Genomic DNA, 21,450 nt, shown 5'->3' with positions numbered 1-21,450 from the left:
GAGAATGACCTAGGGGTTGCTCTCGAAGGCAGCGCCACTGACTTGAGATTCGATCAACTTTACGTTTCAGGCCTCGAGTCCTCATGTGAAGCCGCGAAGCCGCCTCTTTAATCTCATCTGGACTCGTTCACCGCTGGCCGGAGTGGTAATCCATGCTCGGAGCGGCACTCACTAAGAAAATTAGTCTGAGCGAAATGGCTGCCGCTTTAGGCCGACGCGAAGCTGGAGCGAGTGACGGGAATCGAACCCGCGCTATCAGCTTGGGAAGCTGAAGTTCTACCATTGAACTACACTCGCGCGACCGGCCACCAGCCGGGTCGAGACCACAGCCTAGCAAGACTCCGGCCGGGCGCCACCCAGCGCCGGTAGGCTCCTGCCGTGCTCCTCTCCGACCGTGACATCACCGCCGAGCTCGACGCCGGACGAGTGGCCCTCGACCCCTACGACCCCGGGATGCTGCAGCCCGCGAGCCTCGACGTGCGGATCGACCGGTTCTTCCGGCTGTTCGACAACCACAAGTACCCCTACATCGACCCCGCCGAGGACCAGCCCGAGCTGACCCGCCTCATCGAGTCGAAGCCGGGGGAGCCGTTCATCCTGCACCCGGGCGAGTTCGTCCTCGGATCCACGTTCGAGATGGTCACGCTGCCCGACGACGTCGCCGCGCGCCTGGAGGGCAAGAGCTCGCTCGGCCGCCTCGGCCTGCTCACTCACTCCACCGCCGGCTTCATCGACCCCGGGTTCTCCGGCCACGTCACCCTGGAGCTGTCGAACGTCGCGACCCTGCCCATCAAGCTCTGGCCCGGGATGAAGATCGGCCAGCTCTGCTTCTTCCGTCTGTCGTCGCCCGCCGAGAAGCCCTACGGCTCCGGCGAGTACGCCTCCCGCTACCAGGGCCAGCGCGGCCCGACCGCCTCCCGCTCGTACCTCAACTTCGTGCACACGGACGTGACGGTCACCGATGCGGGGCAGCCGGGGGAGTGAGCGGACGCGACTAGTTACCTAGTCGCCGTCGCGGCGGGCGAAGCCGCGATCCAGCGTCTCGTGCAGCGACCAGAACTGCGACGCGGGCAGCGGCACGCCGTCCGTCACCGCCTCCAGGTAGGTGAGGTGCGTGATCCAGCCGACGCGATAGGAGCCCACCAGCTCGTCGAGGCCGGTGTGGGCGAGGTCGAGAAGCGTGCCGTCGTCGGATGCACGCAAGGTGAACGCCACTTCGGATGCGGGCTCGTCCGGGAACTCCCACGTCATCGCTAGTCGACGCGGCGCATCCGCTTCGAGCACGGTGCTCCGGGAGCGGTAGCTCTCGCCGTGGTCGACGACCAGTGATCCACCCGGCCGGATGTCGCACTCGACCGCGTCCCCCAGCCACTGCGTGATCGACGCCGGTCCGGTCAGCGCCGCCCAGGCCGCCATGGGGGAGTGGGCGAACGACCACGAGATCCCGACGGCGTCCGCGTGAGGGGAGACGGCGACGAGCGGCATTCGCTCAGTGTCGCGGGATCAGCGAGCAGCGTCTAGCGCGCTAGACACCCGGATCCCCCACCGCCGGCCCCGAGTAGTGGTGGTCGAAGACCACGCTCGTGCGGGTCGACGCGACGGCCGGGTGCGCCGAGAGGTGGTCCAGGACGAAGTCGCGGAGGTGGTCGCTGTCGCGGACGGCGATGTGGACGATGAAGTCCTCGGATCCGCCGAGGAAGAAGAGCTGCACCACGTCGGCGAGCTCGCGCATCTCGTCGGCGAAGCGGGCCATCTCGTGGCGGGCGCCCGCGCGGATCGCGATGCTGATGAGCGCCTGCAGGCCCACGCCCACCGCATCCGCGTCGATGGTGGCGGTGAAGCCGGTGATCACGCCGCGCTCGACGAGGCCGCGCACCCGGGTCACGCACGTCGACGGCGCGATGCCCGCCTGTTCGGCGAGGCGGCTGTTCGGGGTGCGCGCGTCGACTCGGAGGAGCGCGACGAGCTTCCGGTCGATCTCGTCCAGCGGCTCGCGCGCCCGCAGTTCCTTCGTCGGCATCGGTCGTCCGTCCTCTCGGGGCGAAGGATCGCGCAGGAGGAGCGGCCTTCGGCGAAGATCCTACGGAACTCACGCGCTCGGGGCGCACGATGGCCATATTGGGACTCGCCCTCCCGCATCGCTGCCGCCGGTCGCACCCCGCGGGGAGACGAGACGGAGCGCGCATGAAGGTCGGGATCCCCACCGAGATCAAGAACAACGAGAACCGGGTCGCCGCCACGCCCGCCGGCGTCCACGAGCTCGTGCGCCGCGGCCACGAGGTGCTCGTGCAGGAGGGCGCGGGGCTCGGATCCAGCATCACCGACGCCGACTACGTCGAGGCGGGCGCGACCATCGTCGCCACGGCCGACGAAGTATGGGGCCAGGCGGATCTGCTGCTCAAGGTCAAGGAGCCCATCGCCGAGGAGTACCCGCGCATGCGCGCCGGGCAGACCCTCTTCACCTACCTGCACCTCGCGGCGTCGCGGCCCTGCACGGACGCGCTCGTCGCCTCCGGCACCACGGCCATCGCCTACGAGACGGTGCAGCTCCCCAACCGGCAGCTCCCGCTCCTCCAGCCGATGAGCGAGGTCGCCGGGCGGCTCTCCACCCAGGTCGGCGCGTACCACCTGATGCGCGCGGCCGGCGGGCGCGGGATCCTCCTCGGCGGCGTGCCCGGCACCCCGAAGGCGCGCGTCGTCGTGATCGGCGGCGGCGTCGCGGGCGAGCACGCGGCCGCGAACGCGCTCGGCATGGGCGCCGACGTGACGGTCATCGACCTCTCCATCCCGCGGCTCCGCGAGCTCGAGGTGCGCTTCGGCGGGCAGGTGCAGACGCGCGTCTCGTCCGCCTACGAGATCGCGGCGCAGCTGAAGGACGCCGACCTCGTCATCGGATCCGTGCTGATCCCCGGCGCACAGGCCCCGAAGCTCGTCACCGACGAGATGGTCGCCACCATGAAGAAGGGGTCCGTGCTCGTCGACATCGCCATCGACCAGGGCGGCTGCTTCGAGGGATCCCGCCCCACGACCCACGACGACCCGACCTTCGCGGTGCACGACAGCGTCTACTACTGCGTCGCGAACATGCCCGGCGCGGTGCCCGAGACCTCGACGCGCGCGCTCACGAACGCGACGCTGCCGTACGTGATCGCCCTCGCGGAGAAGGGGTGGAAGCGGGCCCTCGCGGAGGATCCGGCGCTCGCCCTCGGGCTCAACGTGCACGACGGTCGCGTGACCGAGCCGCACGTGGCGGCGGCGCTGGGGCTGCCGCTCACGCCGGTCGCGGAGGTGCTCGCAGGCTGAGGTGGGCGGCCCTGCGCGGTGCCGGCGTCGGCGTCAGTCGTCGCGGGATCGTGACCCCCTGACACGCGTCCGCGCCCGGATCCCTGGCAGGGTCGAGGCATGACCTTCCGCTACGCGCCCGAACCCGAACCGACCGGACCCCGCGAGCGGAAGACCACGAACCCGGTCGGCCTGGCGGCGCTCATCGTGGGGATCGTCGCGCTCGTCGGGTCGGTCATCCCGCTCGTGAACTACGGGTCGGGCTTCGTGGCCTTCGTCGGGATCGTGCTCGGGATCATCGGCCTGGTCCTCGCGGACCGCCCCAAGGGCACGGCGCTCGGCGGGCTCGTCGTGAGCGTGGTGGCGCTGGTGCTCTCGGTGCTGCTGGCCATCGCCTACACGGTGGGGATCGCGACCCTCATCGGCACCGCGGTGGAGGACTCGCAGACGACCTCGGGCGCCGAGTCGCAGGACGACGCGATCGTCGCGGGCGACGTCACCGTCACGTACGAGCTGAGCGGCACGCTGCCCGCGGTCGACGCGGCGTACACGAGCCTCGTGGACGACGCGCTCATCACCGAGGAGGTCACCGGGCAGCCGCTGCCCTTCTCCGCCGAGGCCGTGCTCCCGTCCGGGACCGAGTACGAGGACGAGCGGCTCATCCTCGTGGGCATGGGCGGTGCCGAGGAGGGCGACCTGACCTGCCGGATCCTCGTGGACGGCGACGTGCTCGTCGAGCGAACGGCGTCCGGCGCCGGAGCGCGCGCCGCGTGCGTGGTGACGGCCGCCGAGGTCCGCTCGGCCGCCGGCTAGGCCCTAGCCCGCGGAGCGCGCCGCGCCCGCGACGGCCGAGCTGCCCAGGTCGTCCTTCGGGAGGGCCGCACCCGCGCCGAGCGCCGCGATCCACGCGTCCGTGGTCGCGACCGCGGCGAAGTTCGAGTGCAGGAGCGTCATGAGGGTGCCGTGCACGGTGGCCGCGTCGACGGATCCCGCGGCGTTCTCGAGGGCGATCGCGCCGGTCGCGTCGGACAGCACCTCGGCCGCGACGTCGAGGCCCTCGGCCTCCACCGCCGACGCGATGATGCAGTTGTTGGTCATGTAGCCGACCAGGGTGATCGTGTCGAGGCCCTCCGCGCGCAGCCAGTCGGCGAGGTCGGTGCCCGCGAAGACGGACCCCTTCGACTTCACGAGGCCCTTCCACGCGTCCGTGCGGCGCGACTCGATCTCCGGGTGCAGGCGGTACGCGTCGCTCGTCGGGTCGAAGACGGGCGCGCCCTCGCCGGCGGTGTGCTGCACGACGACGACGGGGATCCCGGCCGCGGTGGCGGCGTCGATCGCGCGACCGATGGTGCGCACCGAGTCGTCGCGGTCGGGGTGGCGGACCTCGAGGGGACCGCCGAAGTACTCCTGCTGGATGTCGACGAGGACGAGGGCGCGGCGGGGTGCAGTCATGGGGATCTCCTGGATCGGGTCGCGGGCGGGCGCCGGGTGCGGCGCCGTCCCTCGATCATCGCCGCGATCCTCGGCAGGCACCCGTGGCCCGCAGGCACTCCTACGATGGATCCGTGCCACATGCAGGAGACCGGGTCCGGATCGCCGTCTACGCGTTCGACGGCGTCACGATGTTCCACCTGGCCGTCCCGCAGATGGTCTTCGACGAGGTGCGGCGGCAGGGGCTCGGCGACTGGGAGACGGTGCTGTTCTCGGACCGGGCGGGCTCGATCGTCACCGCGGAGGGCCACCGGCTCGGCGGGGTGCAGGGGCTGCGCGCGGCGGACGAGGCGGACGTCGTGGTCATCCCGTCGTGGGTCGACGACGGCCGGGACCCGCGGCCGGCCTTCCGCCGCGCGGTCGTCGCCGCCCACGCGCGCGGTGCCGCGGTCGCCGGCCTCTGCCTCGGCGCGATCGCCGTCGCCGACCTCGGGCTCCTCGCCGGCCGCGGCGCCGCCACGCACTGGAACGCCGTGGAGAGCCTGTCGGCGCGGCACCCGGGGATCGTCGTCGACGGATCCGCCCTCTACCTCGACCACGGCGACGTGCTCACCTCCGCGGGCACCGCCTCCGGCCTCGACGCGTGCCTGCACATGGTGCGCACGCGGCTCGGCGCGGCGGCCGCCAACCGGGTCGCCCGCAGCCTCGTGGTCGCGCCGCACCGGGAGGGCGGGCAGGCGCAGTACATCGAGCGGCCGGTCGCGGCGGACGAGGCGGGGGATCCGGTCGCCGTCGCCACCGCGTGGGCCCTCGCGCACCTCGGGGAGGACCTCGGCGTCGACCGGCTCGCCGAGGTCGCGCACATGAGCCGGCGGTCGTTCCTCCGCGCGTTCCGGCGCTCGACCGGATCCACACCCGCGGCCTGGGTGCGCTCCCGCCGGCTCGACGAGGCCCGACGGCTGCTCGAGACGACCGACCTGCCCGTCGAGCGGATCTCCGCCGACTGCGGCTTCGGCACCCCCGTCACGCTGCGGCAGGCGTTCGCGGCCGCGTTCGGGGTCACGCCGTCGAGCTACCGGCGGCGGTTCGACGCGCGGGCGTGAGGCGCGGCCGGATCAGGCGCGCGCGATCTCGACGTCAGCGGTCGCGTCCTGCGTCGCCCGCGGCACCGTCAGCGCCCAGGCGTTCATCGCCTCGAGCACGGGCCGCAGGTCGCGCCCGAGGTCGGTGAGCTCGTAAACGACCCGCGGCGGGATCTCCGCGTAGGCCGTGCGCGTGACGAGCCCGTGCTCCTCGAAGCGCCGCAGCCGGTCGGAGAGGGTGTGCGCGCTGATGCCGGGAAGCCGCGACCGCAGCTCGGTGAAGCGGAGGGGCCCGACGAGCAGCTCGCGGACCACGAGGGTCGCCCACGGTCCGTCGATGAGGCCGAGGAACCGCGCGACGCCGCATTCGGGCCACGCATCCGGTGAGAACGCCATGAGATCGATCGTACGCGCGTTGGTGCAGTTGACGTAACCGGTGCATCGCATGCATCAATGGGCGCATGACCTTCCTCATCCACGGCGCCACCGGCGCCCAGGGCGCTCCCGTGCTGGCCGCCCTCCTCCCGTCCGCCCCCGACACCCGCGCCGCCGTGCGCGATGCCGCCGCCTACTCCGGGCCGGGCACGGCCGTCTCGGTCGACCTCTCCTCCGCCGACTCCCTGGCCGCGGCCTACGCGGGCGTCGACGGCGTCTTCGTGCACCTCCCCATCGGATCCCCCGCGCAGCAGGCGGCCCAGGCGGCCGCCGTGGTCGAGGCGGTCCGCCGCGCCCGTCCGGGCCGCGTGGTGCTCTCCACGAGCGGGGCCCGCGTCGACGTGCCCGGGGACGACGACAGCCCCTTCACCGTCATCGCCCGCGGGATCCGCGAGGCCGGCGTCTCGCTCGCCGTCGTCGAGCCCCGCCTGTACCTCGAGAACCTGCTCCTGCCGATCGTCGTGGGACCGGTGCGGGAGGAGGGCGTGCTGCGCTACCCGCTGCGCGACGGCTACGCGGTCTCCTGGATCTCGCACCTCGACGTCGCCGACGTGGTCGTCCGCCTCCTCGAGGACACCACCGTCACGGGCGTCGTCGGCGTCGGCGCGCTCCCGGCCCTCACCGGCGCGGACCTCGCGGCGGGCTTCGCGGAGCACCTCGGGCGCGACGTGCGCTACGAGCCGCTGACGCCGGACGCGTTCGGCGAGCGGATCATCCCGCTGTTCGGCGAGGCGGGCGCGCGGCCGGTCATCGAGGCGTACCGCTGGCGCGCCACGCAGGAGTCGGAGGCCGTCGAGGAGGCCACGAGCGCGCAGACCCGGCTCGGGCTGAGGCCGCGCTCGGTGCGCGAGTGGCTCCGCGACATCGGTGCCTGACGGCGTCGCGGCGTGACGGCATGACGGCATGACGGCCTGAGCGGCGGGCCCGGCGCATGCGCGCCGGGCCCGCCCGTGGGGCGAGGTCCCCGATCCCTCCCTCGTCGTCCGACCGGCACGTGGTGGTGAGCTGTACCCGTGCACCGTTCCCGGTGCGAGGTGCGGGGCTGACTCGTGCTCGGCTCTCGCCGGGTGCGCTGCCCTCCGCGCCACAGGTGGATCAGGATGCCCGCTGATCCGCCGGGGTGTGCCCGCTCCGGACGACTACCGACTCGCCCCTAGTCCTCCGTCGCCGCGACCTCCCCGATCAGCTCGACCTCCCAGTCCGCGCGCTGGATCCGCGCGTCGAGCTCGCGCAGCTGCCGGGCCGCGTCGTCGGCGCGGTCGCGCACCTCGCGGATGGGGAGCGCCGCGATCTGCCGCAGCTCGCTCCGCATCTGCCGCTGCGCGTACACGCCCGACCGGCCCGCGGCGGCGTCGGCCGCGTCGGTGAGGATCCCGTGCCGCAGCCGCAGCGCGTCCCGCCGGGCGAGCGCCGCCGTGAGGGGCGTGCCGTCCTCGAGCGTGGCGGCCGTGTTGGTCAGGTTGATCCGCGCCACGAGCGCCGCCAGCCGGTCGACCGCCTCGTCCGCCTCCGCGAGCAGCGCGGCCGCGTCCTCCGCGGGATCCTCGCCCTCCTGGTACCGGGCGCTCGCCTGGATCCGGCTCCGCAGCTGCTCGATGCGCCGCTGCAGGTCGGACCGGTCCATCAGCGCCTCGGCGAGTCTCATGCGTCCACCGTGCCACACGCGGCCGATACGATTCCGGGCATGTCCCCGACCGCGCCGCCCGAGCGCGCACCGGGGCGTCCCGTCGCCATCGACGCCGGCGAGCTCGCCCGCGTCGCGATCGCCCTGTTCGCCGAGCGCGGCTACGACGCCGTGAGCATGGCCGACGTCGCCGAGGCCGCGGGCGTCGGGCGCCGCAGCCTCTTCCGCTACTTCCCCTCGAAGGCCGACCTCGTGTGGGGCGGCGCCGAGGCGGTCGTCGAGGTGCTCGACCGGCTGCTGGCCGAGGGCACGGGCGGCCGGCCGCTCGGCGCGGCCTACGCGGACGCGTTCGTGCGGGCCCTCCAGGCGTCGGGGATCGACCTCGGCATGACGCGGGTCCGCCTCCGCATCATCGACTCGCATCCCGAGCTCCGCGGGCTCGCCTCGCCGCGGCTGGGCGCCGGGTCGCACGTGCTCGCCGGCTTCGTCGCGTCCGGGCGGCCCGAGCTGCGCGGCACGGTCGAGGCGGCCGTGCTCGCCGACGCGCTCGGCGCGGCCACGTACGCGGCGCTCCGCTGGTGGGCGACGAGCTCGGACGACGTGAGCCCGGAGGAGTCCGTCCGGCGCGCGGTCGGCGCGCTGGCGCTTGCGGGCGGATCCGCGGGCACGGCGGATGGCGCCGAGCCCGCCCGCCCGCCCGCCGCGGGCTAGATCGCCGACCAGCCGCCGTCCGACGGCAGGATCACGCCGTTGACGTTCCGGCTCTCGTCGCTCGCGAGCCACGTGATCGCGTTGGCGAGCTCCTCGGCCTCGACGGGCGTCGGGATCATCGTCTGCATCAGCGGCCCGAGCACCTGGCCCGCGAGCGCCGAGCGCATGGGCGCCTCGATCGCGGTCTTCGTGGGACCGGGGGCGACGGCGTTGACGCGGATGCCCTGCTTCCCGTAGATCACGGCCGTGTTCTTCGTGATGCCCGCGACCGCGTGCTTCGACGCCGTGTACGCGACGCCGGCGGCGGATCCGCGGAGCGCGGCCTCGGAGGCGACGTTCACGATGGCGCCGGATCCCGCCGCCTGCATGAGCGGGAGCACCGCCCGCGTGAGGCGCAGCACCGCGGTCACGTTGACCGCGAAGACGAGGTCCCACGTGCGGTCGTCGACCTCGCCGGCGGGCAGGAAGCCGTCCATGATCCCGGCGACGTTGGCGAGCGCGTCCACCCGGCCGTCGGCGGCGGCGACCACCGCGGCGACGCCCTCCTCGGTCGTGATGTCGCCGACGACGGGCACGAGGTCGAGGTCGGGGTGCTCGGCCACGAGGGCCTCGAGCCGGTCGGCGACGACGTCGGCCGCGACGACGCGCGCGCCGTCCCGGGCGAAGCGGAGCGCGGTGGCGCGGCCGATGCCGCTGCCCGCTCCGGTGACGATGGCGGTGCGGCCGGCGAAGCGCGGGTCGTGGGTCATGGGGGTCCTCCTCGATCGGGTCCGGCATGCGCCGGTGCGGCGATTATGGCACGCGGTGCCATAAGTGGCCAGGGAGGTCGCCGGCCCTACCGCGCGGCCGGCGCCGTCTCCTGCTCCGCCGCGGATGCGCCCTCGTGCCGCCCCGGCCGGTGCGACGGCCACCAGAACCGGTCGCCGAGCAGGAAGACGAGCGCCGGCACGAGGAGCGTCCGCACCACGAGCGTGTCGAGCAGCACGCCGATGCAGACGATGACGCCGATCTGCGTGAGCGCCACCACGGGCAGCACCCCGAGCACCGCGAAGACCGCCGCGAGCAGGATGCCCGCGCTCGTGATCACGCCGCCCGTGGACGCCAGCGCCCGCACCATGCCCTCGCGCGTGCCGTGCAGGCGCCGCTCCTCGCGGGCCCGGGTCACGAGGAAGATGTTGTAGTCGACCCCCAGCGCCACCAGGAAGAGGAACGCGAAGAGCACGACGTTCGCGTCGAAGGCGGGGAACCCGAGCACCTGCTGGAACAGCACGTTGGCCGCGCCCAGGCTCGCGAAGAAGGTCGCCAGCACGCTCGCGATGAGGAGCACGGGCGCCACGAGCGAGCGCAGCAGCAGGCCGAGGATGACGAAGACGATGGCCAGGATGATCGGGATGATGAGCCCCTGGTCGCGCTCGGAGGACGCGGCGGTGTCGGCCGCCATGGCGTCGCTGCCGCCGACGAGCGCCGCGGACTCGGCGCCGGGGGCGGCCGCGTAGGCGTCGCGGAGGTCCTGCACCGCGGTGAACGCGGCCGCGCTCTCGGGCTCCGCGTCGAGCTGCACGTCGATCCGCGTGAGGCCTTCCGCGGACTCGCCCGCCCGGGCGCCCTGGACGCCGGGCACGGACGCGGCGGTGGCGACGGCGTCCGCGGCGACCGCGTCCGGCGCGAGCACCACGGTCTGGGCGGTGAGGCCGGCGGAGAAGGAGGCGTCGACGACCTGCTGCGCCCGCACCGACTCGGGCTCGCCGAGCAGCTGGTCGGTCTGCGAGAGGCCGACGCGCGCGCCGACGAGGCCGAGCGCGAGCACCCCGACGCCGGCGAGGGCGACGACGGCCACGACCGCGGGCCGGCGCTGCACCCGGAGGCCGAGCCCCCGCCACGCGCTCGGCTTCCCGCCGTGGTCGGCGTCGGTGCCGGCGCGCGGCACGAACGGCCAGAACAGGCCCCGCCCGCACACCACGAGGGCGGCCGGCAGCACGAGGAGAGCGGCGGCGATCGCGATCACCACGCCGATCGCGCACGCGAACCCGAGCGCCCGGTTGCCGGAGAGCTCCGCGGCCAGCAGCGTGATGAGGCTGAGCGCGACCGTTCCGCCGCTCGCCGCGATGGCGGGGCCCGCGCTCGTGACGGCCGTGAGCATCGCCCGGTGCCGGTCCTCCTGGCGCGTCAGCTCCTCGCGGTAGCGGGCCACGAGCAGGAGGGCGTAGTTCGTGCCGGCGCCGAAGACCAGCACCGAGAGGATCCCGCCGATGGAGGCGTCGATCGTGATCCCGAGCGGCTCCGCGAGGGCCGTCACGACCACGCGCGCCAGGCCGTCGGCGACGCCCACGACGACCAGCGGCACGATCCAGAGCACGGGGCTGCGGTAGGTCACGATGAGCAGCACGGCGACCACGAGCACCGTGACGAGCAGGAGCCGGAAGTCGGCCCCCGCGAACGCGTTCGAGATGTCCGCCTGGAAGCCGACGGGTCCGGTGAGCTGCGCGGTGAGGCCGTCGGGGAGGCCCTCCGCGGCGGTCGCCCGGAGCCCCTCGGCGGTGGCGGCCAGGTCGTCCGTGGCCTCCGACGCGTCGAGCGGCACGGCGACGAGCGCCGCCCGTCCGTCCTCGCTGACCTGCGGCACCACGGCCTGCGGGGCGATCGAGTCGGCGGCCAGGGCCTCGGCGCGCTCGGCGACGGCGGCCCGGTCTGCGTCGGTGAGCGCGGCGCCGTCGCGGCTGAAGACGAGGATCCCCACGGTCGTGTCCGCGCTCGGGAACCGCTCGAGGAGCTCGCTCACCTGCCGCGCCTGGCTGGACTCGGGCAGGCCGGACGGCGGGAAGGCGTCGGCCTCGCCCTTCGGCAGGAACGCGAACAGGGCGGCCACGGCGGCGGCGGCCAGCACGAGCGCGATCCAGGCGGTGCGGCGGGCGCTGACGAAGCGGGCGATCGATCTCACGGGTCCTCCAGGTGTGCGGTGATCGTCAGCGTACTGACTGTCAAGCACCTTAGCTACCACAGCCGTACGATGGACGCATGCCCCGCACCCGTCCCGCCGCCGGAGCGGAGGAGCCCGACGCCCTCCCGGCCCCCGGCGTCGGCGTGCCCGCGGAGGCGGGAGACGCGGGCGAGATCGGTCGCGTCCTCCGCGACGTGCTGGGCCTCGCGGCCGGGTTCGAGCGCCGCCTCCGCACCGTCCTCGAGGTCAACCCCACCGACCTGAAGGCCATGGAGCACCTCATCCAGGCGGGATCGCTGTCGCCCACCGAGCTCGCGGGCCGGCTCGGGATCTCGACCGCGGCCGCGACCCTGGTCGTCGACCGGCTCGTCGAGGTCGGCCACGCCGACCGTCGTCCGCACCCGCACGACCGCCGTCGCGTGGTCGTCGTGCCGCGGCCGGCCTCCGTCGGGAGGGCGATGGACGAGCTGATGCCCATGATCGGCGGCGTCGCCCGGGCCGCCGACGCGCTGACCGAGCGCGAGCGCGCCACCGTGCTGCGCTTCCTCGGCGAGGTGCGCGAGGTCTACCGCGAGGCCGCCGCGGGACCGCAGGGCGCGACGGGCGGGACCGCGGATCCGCTCCCCGCGCCCGCGTCGACGCCCGCCGCGCCGCGCTGATCCCGGCCGCGTCCACCCCGCGTCCACCGCTCCCTCGGCCGCCGTCCATCGGGCTCGGGGATGATGGACCCGGATCCACCACGTCGACCACCACCCCCGCGCGCACGCGCACACCACGAGGAGAACCATGACCGGGACCGATCGAGACACGACCACGGCGACGCGCGGGCTGGTGCTGGGCGGCGGCGGCGTCGCCGGCATCGCCTGGGAGACGGGCCTCCTCTCGGGGCTCATCGCGGCGGGGATCGACCTGGGCGCGGCCGACGCGGTCGTCGGCACCTCGGCCGGATCCGTCGTCGCGATCAACCTGCGCGCGGGCGCCATCGACGCCGCCTACGACGAGCACTTCGTCGACGTGGCCGGCATGGCCGAGCCCATGGGCAGCCGCGACCTGTCCCGCACGGTCGAGGTCATCGGCCAGGGCGTCGCGAGCACCGAGGGCGAGATCCCGACCCGGCAGCGGATCGGCGAGCTCGCGCTCGAGGAGTACGACCCCGAGGTGGACGACGCGGCGAGCGTCGAGCGCATCGGCCAGCTGCTGCCGATCCGCGACTGGCCCGAGGCCGACCTCCGCATCACCGCGGTCGACGCCGGCACCGGCCGCTTCACCGTCTTCGACCGGGACTCCGGCGCCGACCTCGTGCGCGCGTCCGCCGCGAGCTGCGCCGTGCCCGGCGTCTTCCCGCCCGTCACCATCGACGGCCGCCCCTACATGGACGGCGGCATGCGCTCCGGCACCAACGCCGACGTCGTCGCCGACCACGAGCGGATCCTCGTCGTCGCGTGCGGCCCCGAGGCCCCCACGTCCGGCATGGGCCCGACCCTCTCCACCGTCGTGCAGCAGCTGCGCGGCCGGGCCGAGGTGCTCGTGATCCAGGCCGACGAGGCCAGCACGCGCGCGTTCGGCGAGAACTCGCTCCTGCTCGCGACCCGCCAAGCGTCCGCCGAGGCCGGCCGCGCGCAGGCCGAGCGCGTCGCCGACGAGGTCCGCGCCTTCTGGGGCTGATCCCCGCACCCGCACGCCGAGGGGCCCGGCCGCGCGATGCGGCCGGGCCCCTCGGCGTCGGTGGTGCGGATCAGGCCGCGGGGACCGCGTCCGCGAGCCCGACGTGCGCCGCGTGCTCGGGGTAGAGCAGCGGCAGCTGCAGCGTGAGCCACGGGCTGAAGGCCCACGGCGTGAGGGCGACGGCGGACGTGAGCTGCTCGGGATCCACCCACTGGTACTCGCCCACCTCCTCGGGCCGGGGGTCGACCGGTGTCGCCGCGACCGCGCGGAACACCGGGCAGATCTCGTTCTCGACGACGCCCGCGGCGTCGGTGGCGCGGTACCGGAAGTCCGGCAGCACGAGCTCGACGGACGCGAGCGTCAGCCCCAGCTCCTGCTCCGCGCGGCGGTGGACGGCCTCGAGCATGTCCTCGTCGGGCGCGGGGTGGCCGCAGAACGAGTTCGTCCAGACGCCCGGCCACGTGAGCTTGCCGATGGCGCGGCGCGTGACGAGGATCCGCCCCTCCGCGTCGAACACGTGGCACGAGAACGCCAGGTGCAGCGCCGTGTCGCGGGTGTGGACGGTCGCCTTGGGCGCCGTCCCGATGGCCGTGCCGTCGTCGTCGAGGAGGACGACGAGCTCGGTGTGATGTGACATGCGCTCCCTGCTTTCCGTTACCCCCTCGATGTTAGGTTTCATCCGTGGACGCCACCAACCTCGCTGCCGTCTCCACATCGAGGCAGGCCCACGTGAACGGCGTCCTGGACGCGTTCTTCGCCCGGTCCCTCGTGCGGGCCGAGGTCATGGGCGACGAGTACGTGAAGCTCTGGCGCACGCTCGAGTCGAACACGGCCGGCGGGAAGCGCTTCCGCCCGCGCATGGTCATGGCCGCGTACGACGGCCTCGGCGGCGAGGACGTGCAGGCTGCGGCCCACGTCGGCGCCGCGTTCGAGCTGCTGCACACCGCGCTCATCGTCCACGACGACGTCATCGACCGCGACTTCACCCGGCGCGGCGGCCCCAACGTCTCCGGCGCCTACCGCGACATCGCGACCACCCAGGGCCTCCCGCAGCCGCTCGCCGAGCACCGCGGCATGTCGGCCGCCGTCATCGCGGGCGACCTCGCGCTCGTGAACGCGTACCGCCTCATCGACGCGAGCGGCGTGCGCGACCTCACCCGCTCGCACCTCCTCGAGATCCTCGACGACGCCGTGTTCGCGTCGGCCGCGGGCGAGCTCATCGACGTCGAGTTCTCGCTCACCGCCGAGGTGCCGAGCGTGGAGGAGATCCTCCGCATGGAGCGCCTCAAGACCGCCGTCTACTCGTTCGAGGCGCCGCTGCAGGCGGGTGCCGTGCTCGCGGGCGCCGGCCCCGCGGTCGTCACGGCGCTCGGCGACTTCGGCCGCGACATCGGCATCGCGTACCAGGTGGTCGACGACGTGCTCGGCGTGTTCGGCGACGAGCTGGAGACCGGCAAGACCAACCTCGGCGACCTCCGGGAGGGCAAGCGCACCGTGCTCATCGCGCACGCCGTCCGCTCGTCGGAGTGGCACGAGATCAGCTCGCTCGTCGGCAAGGACGACCTCTCCCGCGGCGAGGCGGCGCTCGTCCGCTCGGTGCTCGAGAGCTCCGGCGCCCGCGCCTACGCCGAGGGGGTGGCGCGCGACCTCGCGGTCGCGGCCGTCGCGCGCCTCGACGACCCGGCCGTCCCGGAGGCGCTCCGTCGCGAGCTCGCGCCCGTCGCGGAGTCCGTGCTCGGGCGCATCCGATGACCGCTCGCCGTCCCGGCCGACGCCGTCCCGCCCCCGAGGCGCCCACCGGCCTCGAGAAGTACGACCGCGTGGCGCAGGAGACGGCCTCCGTCGTGATCCGCCGCTACTCCACCTCCTTCGGGCTCGCGTCCCGGCTCCTCGGGCCGGACGTCCGCCAGCACATCGAGAACGTGTACGCGCTCGTGCGCGTGGCCGACGAGATCGTCGACGGCGCCGCGGCCGGGGCGGGCGTGGATCCCGCGCACGTCGAGGGCCTGCTCGACGCGCTCGAGCAGGAGACCGAGGACGCGATGCTGCGCGGCTACAGCGCGAACCTCGTCGTGCACGCCTTCGCCATCACCGCCCGCCGCGCCGGCTTCGGCGCCGAGCTCACCGCGCCGTTCTTCGCCTCCATGCGCATGGACCTGCGGCGGATGGAGCACAGCCCGGAGTCCTTCACCGAGTACGTGTACGGATCCGCCGAGGTCGTCGGCCTCATGTGCCTGCGCGCGTTCCTGGTGGGCCACGCGACGACGCGGGCCGAGCGGATCCGGTTCGAGGAGGGCGCCAAGCGCCTCGGCGCCGCGTTCCAGAAGGTCAACTTCCTCCGCGACCTCGCCGCCGACCACGACGCGCTCGGCCGCAGCTACTTCCCCGGCGTCGACGTCGCCTCGTTCTCGGAGGCCGACAAGGAGCGCATCCTCGACGACATCGACGCCGACCTCCGCATGTCCGGCGCCGTGATCCCCGACCTCCCCGCCTCCAGCCGCCGCGCCGTCGCGCTCGCGCAGGGCCTGTTCGCGGAGCTCGCCGTGCGGCTCCGGGAGACCCCCGCGGCCGAGCTGGCGCGCACGCGCGTGCGGGTGCCGGATCCCGTGAAGGTCCGCATCGCGCTCGCCGCGGCCACCGGCGCCGAGCCCTCCGGCGTCGACGGCCGCCTCGTGCGCCGCTCCCGCGGACCCCGTGCCGACGGCGCCCGCCCGACCCCCGCCTCCCGTCCCGCCCCGTCCGAGCCCGCCCCGTCCGACCCCGAGCAGCAGGAGAGCGCCATGACCGCACCCACCGCCATCGTGATCGGCGGCGGGATCGCCGGCCTCGCCTCCGCCGCGCTCCTCGCCCGCGACGGGTACCGCGTCACCCTCGTCGAGGGCCGCGACCAGGTCGGCGGCCGCGCCGGCTCCTGGGAGAAGGACGGCTTCCGCTTCGACCTCGGCCCCAGCTGGTACCTCATGCCCGAGGTGTTCGACCACTTCTTCAAGCTCCTGGGATCCAGCGCCGCGGAGCAGCTCGACCTCGTGCGCCTGCCCGGCTACCGCGTGCTCTTCGAGGGCGATCCCGAGCCCATCGACATCCGCGACTCCCGCGAGGCGAACCTCGACCTCTTCGAGAGCGTCGAGCCCGGATCCCGCCCCGCGATGACCCGCTACCTCGACTCCGCGAAGGACGTCTACGAGATGGCGAAGAAGCGCTTCCTCTACACGACCTTCGCGGACTACCGGCCGCTCGCGAAGCGCGACGTCCTCACCCGCACGGGCACGCTCGCGAAGCTGCTGCTCACGCCGCTCGAGACCCACGTGGCGCGCGCCGTCACGGACCACCGGCTCCGCCAGATCCTCGGCTACCCGGCCGTGTTCCTCGGCTCCTCGCCCAAGCTCGCGCCGAGCATGTACCACCTGATGAGCCACCTCGACCTCGAGGACGGCGTGCTCTACCCGCAGGGCGGCCTCATCACCGTCATCGACGCGATCGAGCGGGTGGCGCGCGCCGGGGGCGTGGAGATCCGCACGGGCGCGCCCGTGTCGCGCATCCTCACGGAGCCGACGAAGGCCGGCCGCGCGGTGGCGCGCGGCGTGCAGATCACGACCGACGCGGGCACCGAGACGCTCGAGGCCGACGTGGTCGTCTCCACCGCCGACCTGCACCACACCGAGACCGAGCTCATCCCCGAGGCGTTCCGCACGTACCCGCAGTCGTACTGGGACAAGGCCACCGCCGGCCCCGGCGCCGTGCTCGTGTACCTCGGCGTCCGCGGCGAGCTGCCCGAGCTGCACCACCACACGCTGCTGTTCACGGAGGACTGGGACCGCAACTTCTCGCAGATCTTCCCGCCGAAGGGCGGCGCCACCTCGGTGCCGGATCCCGCGAGCATCTACGTCTGTCGGCCCAGCGCCACCGACGGCTCGGTCGCGCCCGACGGCCACGAGAACGTGTTCATCCTCGTGCCCATCCCGGCCGACCCGACCATCGGCCGCGGTGGCATCGACGGCGCCGGCGACGCGCGCGTGGAGGAGATCGCCGACCGCGCGATCCAGCAGATCTCCGACTGGGCCGGCATCCCCGACCTCGCCGAGCGCGTCGTCGTCCGCCGCACCTCGGGCCCCGGCGACTTCCAGGCCGACCTGCACTCCTGGAAGGGCACCATCCTCGGGCCCGCGCACACGCTCGCGCAGTCGGCCATGTTCCGCGCCGGCAACACGAGCAAGCGGGTCGACGGGCTGCACTACGCCGGCGGATCCACCATCCCCGGCATCGGCCTGCCCATGTGCCTCATCAGCGCCGAGATCCTCGTGAAGCGCCTCCGCGGCGACGTGTCGACCGGACCCGGCGCCGAGCCCCTCGTGCGCACGGTCGGCCGCCCGGTGGTCTGATGGGGCTCGTCTACCTGGCGCTGCTCCTCATCACCATCGGCTGCATGATGCTCCTCGACCGGCGCTGGCGACTCTTCTTCTGGCGCGACCGCACCGCCGCGGCGCTCACCACCCTCATCGGCGTCGCGTTCTTCCTCGCGTGGGACGTCGCCGGCATCTCGCAGGGCATCTTCTTCCGCGGGGAGACCGCGTTCATGACGGGGATCCTCGTGGGCCCGGAGCTGCCGATCGAGGAGGTCTTCTTCCTCACGCTGCTCTGCTACCTCACGATGAACCTCGTCAACGGGTTCAGCCGCCTCGCCGACCACCACGTCGCCCGGGCGAGGGAGCGCGCCAACCGATGAGCTACCTCGTGCTCGACCTGCTGTTCCTGCTACCCGTCGCGGTCGTCGGGTTCCTCTTCCGCCGCCTGCTGCTGCGCGAGGCGGCCGCCGTGCCGTACGGATCCAGCCGCTTCGACTACCCCGAGTACTACTGGTACCGGCGCATGCCCGTCGCGATCCTGCTCGTGATGACGCTGATCTTCGACAACATCATGATCCAGGTGGGCCTCGTCGGCTACGACCCCGACAAGCTCGTCGGCCTGATCCTCGGCGTCGCCCCCATCGAGGACTTCGCCTACGCGATCGCCGCCCTCGTGCTGCTGCCGGCGGTCTGGTACCTGCTGCGCCGCCGCCGCAGCGTGTCCGGCATCGAAGCGCATGAGTGACGTGCGGACGCGAGCGGGCGTCGGCGAGGTGCTGCGCACGATCGTGCTCTCGTCGCGCCCGCTCTCCTGGGTGAACACGGCGTTCCCGTTCGCGGCCGCGTACCTCACGGTCACGCGCGAGCTCGACCTCACGGCCGTGCTCGGCACCCTCTACTTCCTCATCCCGTACAACCTCGCGATGTACGGCATCAACGACGTCTTCGACTACGAGTCCGACATGCGGAACCCGCGGAAGGGCGGGGTGGAGGGCGCGGTGCTCGCGCGCGCCATGCACCGGCCCGTGCTCGTCGCGGTGCTCGTCACCAACGTGCCGTTCCTCGCCTACCTCGTCGTCGTGGGTTCGGCCGCCAGCACCGCGGTGCTCGCCGTGAGCGTCTTCGCCGTGGTCGCGTACTCGCTCAAGGGCCTCCGCTTCAAGGAGCGCCCGATCCTCGACTCGCTCACCTCGAGCACGCACTTCACCTCGCCAGCGGTCTACGGCATCGTGCTCGCGGGCGGCGCCTTCACGCCCGCGCTGTGGGCGATCCTCGCGGCCTTCTTCCTGTGGGGCGTCGCGTCGCACGCGTTCGGCGCCGTGCAGGACATCGGGGCCGACCGGGACGGTGGCATCTCGTCCATCGCGACCGTGCTCGGCGGGGCCGCCACCGTGCGGATCGCCGTGCTCGCGTACGCCGCGGCCGGCCTCGCGATGCTGTCCACCGGGCTGCCGGGGATCATCGCGGCCGTGCTCGTGATCCCGTACATCCTCAGCACCGCGCCCTTCTGGTCGATCCGGGACGAGGAGGCGGAGGCCGCCAACCGGGGCTGGCGCCGGTTCCTCGGCCTCAACTTCCTGTCCGGCTTCGTGGTGACCCTGCTGCTGATCGTGTTCTGGCGCACGACCGCCTGACCGCGCCGCCCGCGCCGCCCGCGCTCAGTAGTGCGTCGGCATCATCCCGGTCGCGAGCTCGCGCCGGCGCCGGGCGTGCTCGCCCGCGAACGACAGGAGCTCCATGTCGTGCTCCCGCATCCAGGCGATCGCGGCCTCCAGCGTGACCGCGGTCGAGACCCAGACGCGCCGGCCGGAGTCGTCGACCGCATCGGCGTACACCTCGAAGACGGGCGCGGATCCGGCGGCGCGCGCGGTGGGCACGACGTAGCCGAGCACGGGCTGCGACGCGACCTGGACGCGCCAGGCGCCCTGGTGGTATCGGGCGTGCGGGTGGTGGTCGAGGGGCGCGGGCTCGCGGGTCATCTGCTGCTCCAGGGGAGGGGACGGGGGCGTGAGCGCCCGGCCGCGCTCGTGGACGACGATAGGCTCGGCGTCCGACACGGGGGCGTCGGCGATGATGGACGCGACGCCCTCCCGAACCCAGGAGCCCATGTCCACGCCGATCCGCCTCCTCCACCAGGCCGTCCGCCCCTTCGTGGCGGCCAGCCTGCGCGGAGCCATCCCCACGCCGCTGACGGCCGCGGTGCCCACGGACGCACCCGTCGGCGTCGTCGCGGGGCCGGACCCGGACCGGATCCTCGTGCTCGGCGGCATCGGCGGATCCGGCGTGGGCCTCCGCACGCACGCCGAGGGCGTCGCCGCGCAGACGGCCCGGGCGCTGGCGGAGATCACCGGGCGCGGCGTCGCGTGGCGCACCGTGCCGCTCGCCGACCAGCACCTCATCGCCACGCAGGAGGCCGTGCGGCAGATCACCGAGCTGCACCGCTACGACGTCGTGCTCGTGATGCCCGGGGTCGCCGACGCGCTGGAGCTCGCGCGCATCACGCCGTGGGTCCACCGGCTCGAGGACCTGCTCGACCACCTCGTGGAGCAGACCGCCGACAACTCGATGGTGCTCGTCTCCGACGTGCCGCAGGTGTCGCAGTACGTGGAGGCGGGCGCGTTCGTGCGCGGCATGTTCCGGGACCACGCGGCCTACCTGTCCGAGCGGAAGGCCGAGGTCTGCGCGCGGTTCCCGCAGGCCACGTCCATCAAGCTGCCCGACGCCGGGCCGATCGACTTCGTGGACGGCGAGTTCCGCTACTCCTCCATGTACCGCCGCTGGGGCGAGCACGCGGCCCGGGTCGTCGCCGACCTGCAGGCGGACCGCGGCCACGCCTGACCGGATCCGCCCGGTCGGGTCCTAGCGCCCGCGCCGGCCGCCGCGGGGCGGGGGAGTGCGCTTGCCGCCCGCGCCGCCCTTCGGGGTCGGCTTCGCCCCGCCGGCGCCGCCCTTCCCGGCCGCGCCCGGCTTGCCCGCCGCCTTCCGCGCGGTCTTCTGCGCGGCGGTGGGCTTCCGGCGGTCGCGCTCGTCGTCGTCGCGCGACGAGCGAGAGCTCTGCGCCGTGCGCCCGCGGACGATGCCCACGAGCTCCTCGATGTCGGGGGAGGCGTCGCCCTCGCGCCAGGCCACGGCGATCCGCGTCTCGGGGAGGTCGTGCACCGGCACGGCCACGAGGTCCTTGCGCGCGTGCAGGCGGCCGAGCGCGTGCGGCACGACCACGACGCCGACGCCCGCGGCGACCAGCTCGACGGCGCCGGTGACGTCCTCGGGCATGGGCACCGGATCCGCGCCCGCCGTGCGTCCCGCCCAGCCCGGCACCTGGTCGGCCGGCTGCAGCAGCAGGTCCTCCGCGAGGTCGGCGAGGGCGATGGCGTCGGCGGTGGCGTGCGCGTGGTCCTTGGGCAGGATCACGACCTGCACCTCGCCGTACAGCGGCACGACCGTGAGGCCCCGGCCGTCGACGGGGAGGCGGAGGAAGGCGACGTCGACGGATCCGTCGACGAGGGCCGGCGCGGCGTCCGGCTCCGCGAGGGGCGTGATCCGCAGGGGCACGCCCTCGACGCGCTCGTCCCAGGCGCGGGTCCACTTCGCCACGGTGACGCCCGGAACGATCGCGACCACGAGGCCCCGCGGCGGGGCGGCGGCCTCGGCGGCGAGGCGCGCGTCCTCCGCGGCGATCGCGGCGCGGGCGTCCGCGAGGCGCGCCTCGCCGTCCGGGCTGAGGCGCGTGGGGCCGTCGTCGCGCACGAACAGCTCGACGCCCCACAGGGCCTCGAGGTCGAGGATCGAGCGGCTCACGGCGATGCGCGAGACGTTGAGGGCCTTCGCGGCGCGGGCGAAGTGCAGCTCGTCGGCCACGGCGGCGAAGTGCCGGAGGGCGGTCGGGTCGGCGTCCACGGAAGTCCCCTCGGTGGCCCGCTCGTGGGCGGCGCGGTGAGC

At 73.9% G+C, this 21,450-nt stretch carries 24 protein-coding genes and 1 tRNA gene; 14 read left to right on the top strand and 11 right to left on the bottom strand.

What is annotated here, in order from left to right; translation table 11 throughout:
• Positions 1-223 precede the first annotated feature (223 nt).
• A tRNA-Gly gene (locus tag ACT7CP_RS14810) sits at positions 224-297 on the bottom strand.
• Between the two features lie 81 nt (positions 298-378).
• Between ACT7CP_RS14810 and dcd the strand changes: the two genes are divergently transcribed.
• Complete coding sequence (gene dcd / locus ACT7CP_RS14805; protein ID WP_445442787.1) at positions 379-984, top strand: dCTP deaminase; 606 nt, start codon at positions 379-381, stop codon at positions 982-984.
• Positions 985-1,002: 18 nt separating this feature from the next.
• Here the strand turns inward: dcd and ACT7CP_RS14800 are convergent, their stop codons facing one another.
• Positions 1,003-1,485 carry an SRPBCC domain-containing protein gene (locus tag ACT7CP_RS14800; protein WP_445442786.1) on the bottom strand — a complete coding sequence of 161 codons (483 nt, stop codon included), beginning with the start codon at positions 1,483-1,485 and terminating at the stop codon, positions 1,003-1,005.
• A 40-nt stretch (positions 1,486-1,525) separates the two neighbouring features.
• On the bottom strand, positions 1,526-2,020 hold the full coding sequence (locus tag ACT7CP_RS14795) for an Lrp/AsnC family transcriptional regulator (protein ID WP_445442785.1): 495 nt from the start codon (positions 2,018-2,020) through the stop codon (positions 1,526-1,528).
• 164 nt (positions 2,021-2,184) lie between these two features.
• Here ACT7CP_RS14795 and ald point away from each other — a divergent pair, with 164 nt between their 5' ends.
• Both ald and ACT7CP_RS14785 read left to right on the top strand, forming a co-directional pair.
• Positions 2,185-3,303 (top strand): alanine dehydrogenase, encoded by a 1,119-nt coding sequence (gene ald / locus ACT7CP_RS14790; protein WP_445442784.1) that lies wholly within the window; start codon positions 2,185-2,187, stop codon positions 3,301-3,303.
• A gap of 99 nt (positions 3,304-3,402) precedes the next feature.
• Positions 3,403-4,095, top strand: a complete 693-nt coding sequence (locus tag ACT7CP_RS14785; protein WP_445442783.1) for an MmpS family transport accessory protein — start codon at positions 3,403-3,405, stop codon at positions 4,093-4,095.
• Positions 4,096-4,098: 3 nt separating this feature from the next.
• Here ACT7CP_RS14785 and ACT7CP_RS14780 read toward each other — a convergent pair whose 3' ends face one another.
• Positions 4,099-4,734 carry an isochorismatase family protein gene (locus tag ACT7CP_RS14780; protein WP_445442782.1) on the bottom strand — a complete coding sequence of 212 codons (636 nt, stop codon included), beginning with the start codon at positions 4,732-4,734 and terminating at the stop codon, positions 4,099-4,101.
• A 113-nt stretch (positions 4,735-4,847) separates the two neighbouring features.
• On the opposite strand from ACT7CP_RS14780, the gene ACT7CP_RS14775 reads away from it, so the two are divergent.
• Positions 4,848-5,816, top strand: coding sequence for a GlxA family transcriptional regulator (locus ACT7CP_RS14775; RefSeq protein ID WP_445442781.1), 969 nt, complete (start codon positions 4,848-4,850; stop codon positions 5,814-5,816).
• A gap of 12 nt (positions 5,817-5,828) precedes the next feature.
• Here ACT7CP_RS14775 and ACT7CP_RS14770 read toward each other — a convergent pair whose 3' ends face one another.
• Positions 5,829-6,191 (bottom strand): winged helix-turn-helix transcriptional regulator, encoded by a 363-nt coding sequence (locus ACT7CP_RS14770; RefSeq protein WP_445442780.1) that lies wholly within the window; start codon positions 6,189-6,191, stop codon positions 5,829-5,831.
• Between the two features lie 65 nt (positions 6,192-6,256).
• Between ACT7CP_RS14770 and ACT7CP_RS14765 the strand changes: the two genes are divergently transcribed.
• Positions 6,257-7,105, top strand: a complete 849-nt coding sequence (locus tag ACT7CP_RS14765) for an NmrA family NAD(P)-binding protein (RefSeq protein ID WP_445442779.1) — start codon at positions 6,257-6,259, stop codon at positions 7,103-7,105.
• 278 nt (positions 7,106-7,383) lie between these two features.
• On the opposite strand, the gene ACT7CP_RS14760 is transcribed toward ACT7CP_RS14765, so the two are convergent.
• Positions 7,384-7,875 carry a DIP1984 family protein gene (locus ACT7CP_RS14760; RefSeq protein ID WP_445442778.1) on the bottom strand — a complete coding sequence of 164 codons (492 nt, stop codon included), beginning with the start codon at positions 7,873-7,875 and terminating at the stop codon, positions 7,384-7,386.
• A gap of 39 nt (positions 7,876-7,914) precedes the next feature.
• On the opposite strand from ACT7CP_RS14760, the gene ACT7CP_RS14755 reads away from it, so the two are divergent.
• Positions 7,915-8,565, top strand: coding sequence for a TetR family transcriptional regulator (locus ACT7CP_RS14755; RefSeq protein WP_445442777.1), 651 nt, complete (start codon positions 7,915-7,917; stop codon positions 8,563-8,565).
• Here the strand turns inward: ACT7CP_RS14755 and ACT7CP_RS14750 are convergent.
• Together ACT7CP_RS14750 and ACT7CP_RS14745 are read right to left on the bottom strand one after the other, a co-directional pair.
• A complete protein-coding gene (locus tag ACT7CP_RS14750; RefSeq protein WP_445442776.1) occupies positions 8,562-9,314 on the bottom strand; it encodes an SDR family NAD(P)-dependent oxidoreductase in 753 nt (250 codons plus the stop codon). The two genes, ACT7CP_RS14755 and ACT7CP_RS14750, sit on opposite strands and share 4 nt — an antisense overlap.
• Before the next feature lie 86 nt (positions 9,315-9,400).
• On the bottom strand, positions 9,401-11,503 hold the full coding sequence (locus tag ACT7CP_RS14745) for an MMPL family transporter (RefSeq protein ID WP_445442775.1): 2,103 nt from the start codon (positions 11,501-11,503) through the stop codon (positions 9,401-9,403).
• Positions 11,504-11,580: 77 nt separating this feature from the next.
• On the opposite strand from ACT7CP_RS14745, the gene ACT7CP_RS14740 reads away from it, so the two are divergent.
• On the top strand, positions 11,581-12,162 hold the full coding sequence (locus tag ACT7CP_RS14740) for a MarR family transcriptional regulator (protein ID WP_445442774.1): 582 nt from the start codon (positions 11,581-11,583) through the stop codon (positions 12,160-12,162).
• Positions 12,163-12,289: 127 nt separating this feature from the next.
• Positions 12,290-13,168 (top strand): patatin-like phospholipase family protein, encoded by an 879-nt coding sequence (locus ACT7CP_RS14735; protein ID WP_445442773.1) that lies wholly within the window; start codon positions 12,290-12,292, stop codon positions 13,166-13,168.
• Between the two features lie 70 nt (positions 13,169-13,238).
• Here the strand turns inward: ACT7CP_RS14735 and idi are convergent, their stop codons facing one another.
• Positions 13,239-13,805, bottom strand: a complete 567-nt coding sequence (gene idi / locus ACT7CP_RS14730; protein ID WP_413961745.1) for an isopentenyl-diphosphate Delta-isomerase — start codon at positions 13,803-13,805, stop codon at positions 13,239-13,241.
• A 44-nt stretch (positions 13,806-13,849) separates the two neighbouring features.
• Here idi and ACT7CP_RS14725 point away from each other — a divergent pair, with 44 nt between their 5' ends.
• The 5 genes from ACT7CP_RS14725 to ACT7CP_RS14705 are packed head-to-tail and all read left to right on the top strand — an operon-like array spanning position 13,850 to position 19,145.
• A complete protein-coding gene (locus ACT7CP_RS14725) occupies positions 13,850-14,920 on the top strand; it encodes a polyprenyl synthetase family protein (RefSeq protein ID WP_445442772.1) in 1,071 nt (356 codons plus the stop codon).
• Positions 14,917-17,547, top strand: a complete 2,631-nt coding sequence (crtI, locus tag ACT7CP_RS14720) for a phytoene desaturase family protein (protein WP_445442771.1) — start codon at positions 14,917-14,919, stop codon at positions 17,545-17,547. The genes ACT7CP_RS14725 and crtI overlap by 4 nt, the downstream gene beginning before the upstream one ends.
• Entirely contained in the window at positions 17,547-17,891 is a 345-nt protein-coding gene (locus ACT7CP_RS14715; RefSeq protein WP_413961742.1) for a lycopene cyclase domain-containing protein, read from the top strand. Before crtI ends, ACT7CP_RS14715 begins: the two co-directional genes overlap by 1 nt.
• On the top strand, positions 17,888-18,256 hold the full coding sequence (locus ACT7CP_RS14710; protein ID WP_413961741.1) for a lycopene cyclase domain-containing protein: 369 nt from the start codon (positions 17,888-17,890) through the stop codon (positions 18,254-18,256). Before ACT7CP_RS14715 ends, ACT7CP_RS14710 begins: the two co-directional genes overlap by 4 nt.
• Positions 18,249-19,145: a prenyltransferase gene (locus ACT7CP_RS14705; RefSeq protein WP_445442770.1), complete on the top strand. Its 897-nt coding sequence runs from the start codon at positions 18,249-18,251 to the stop codon at positions 19,143-19,145. Before ACT7CP_RS14710 ends, ACT7CP_RS14705 begins: the two co-directional genes overlap by 8 nt.
• 24 nt (positions 19,146-19,169) lie before the next feature.
• Here the strand turns inward: ACT7CP_RS14705 and ACT7CP_RS14700 are convergent, their stop codons facing one another.
• Positions 19,170-19,619 (bottom strand): hypothetical protein, encoded by a 450-nt coding sequence (locus ACT7CP_RS14700; RefSeq protein WP_445442769.1) that lies wholly within the window; start codon positions 19,617-19,619, stop codon positions 19,170-19,172.
• Here ACT7CP_RS14700 and ACT7CP_RS14695 point away from each other — a divergent pair.
• Positions 19,618-20,349 carry an SGNH/GDSL hydrolase family protein gene (locus tag ACT7CP_RS14695; protein WP_445442768.1) on the top strand — a complete coding sequence of 244 codons (732 nt, stop codon included), beginning with the start codon at positions 19,618-19,620 and terminating at the stop codon, positions 20,347-20,349. The genes ACT7CP_RS14700 and ACT7CP_RS14695 overlap by 2 nt on opposite strands.
• A gap of 21 nt (positions 20,350-20,370) precedes the next feature.
• On the opposite strand, the gene ACT7CP_RS14690 is transcribed toward ACT7CP_RS14695, so the two are convergent.
• Positions 20,371-21,408, bottom strand: a complete 1,038-nt coding sequence (locus ACT7CP_RS14690) for a LysR substrate-binding domain-containing protein (protein WP_445442767.1) — start codon at positions 21,406-21,408, stop codon at positions 20,371-20,373.
• Positions 21,409-21,450: the final 42 nt, after the last annotated feature.

Source organism: Clavibacter rahimiani (assembly GCF_052654495.1).
Note: the sequence above shows the minus strand (reverse complement) of the source record. Positions and strands in the feature narration are given on the sequence as shown.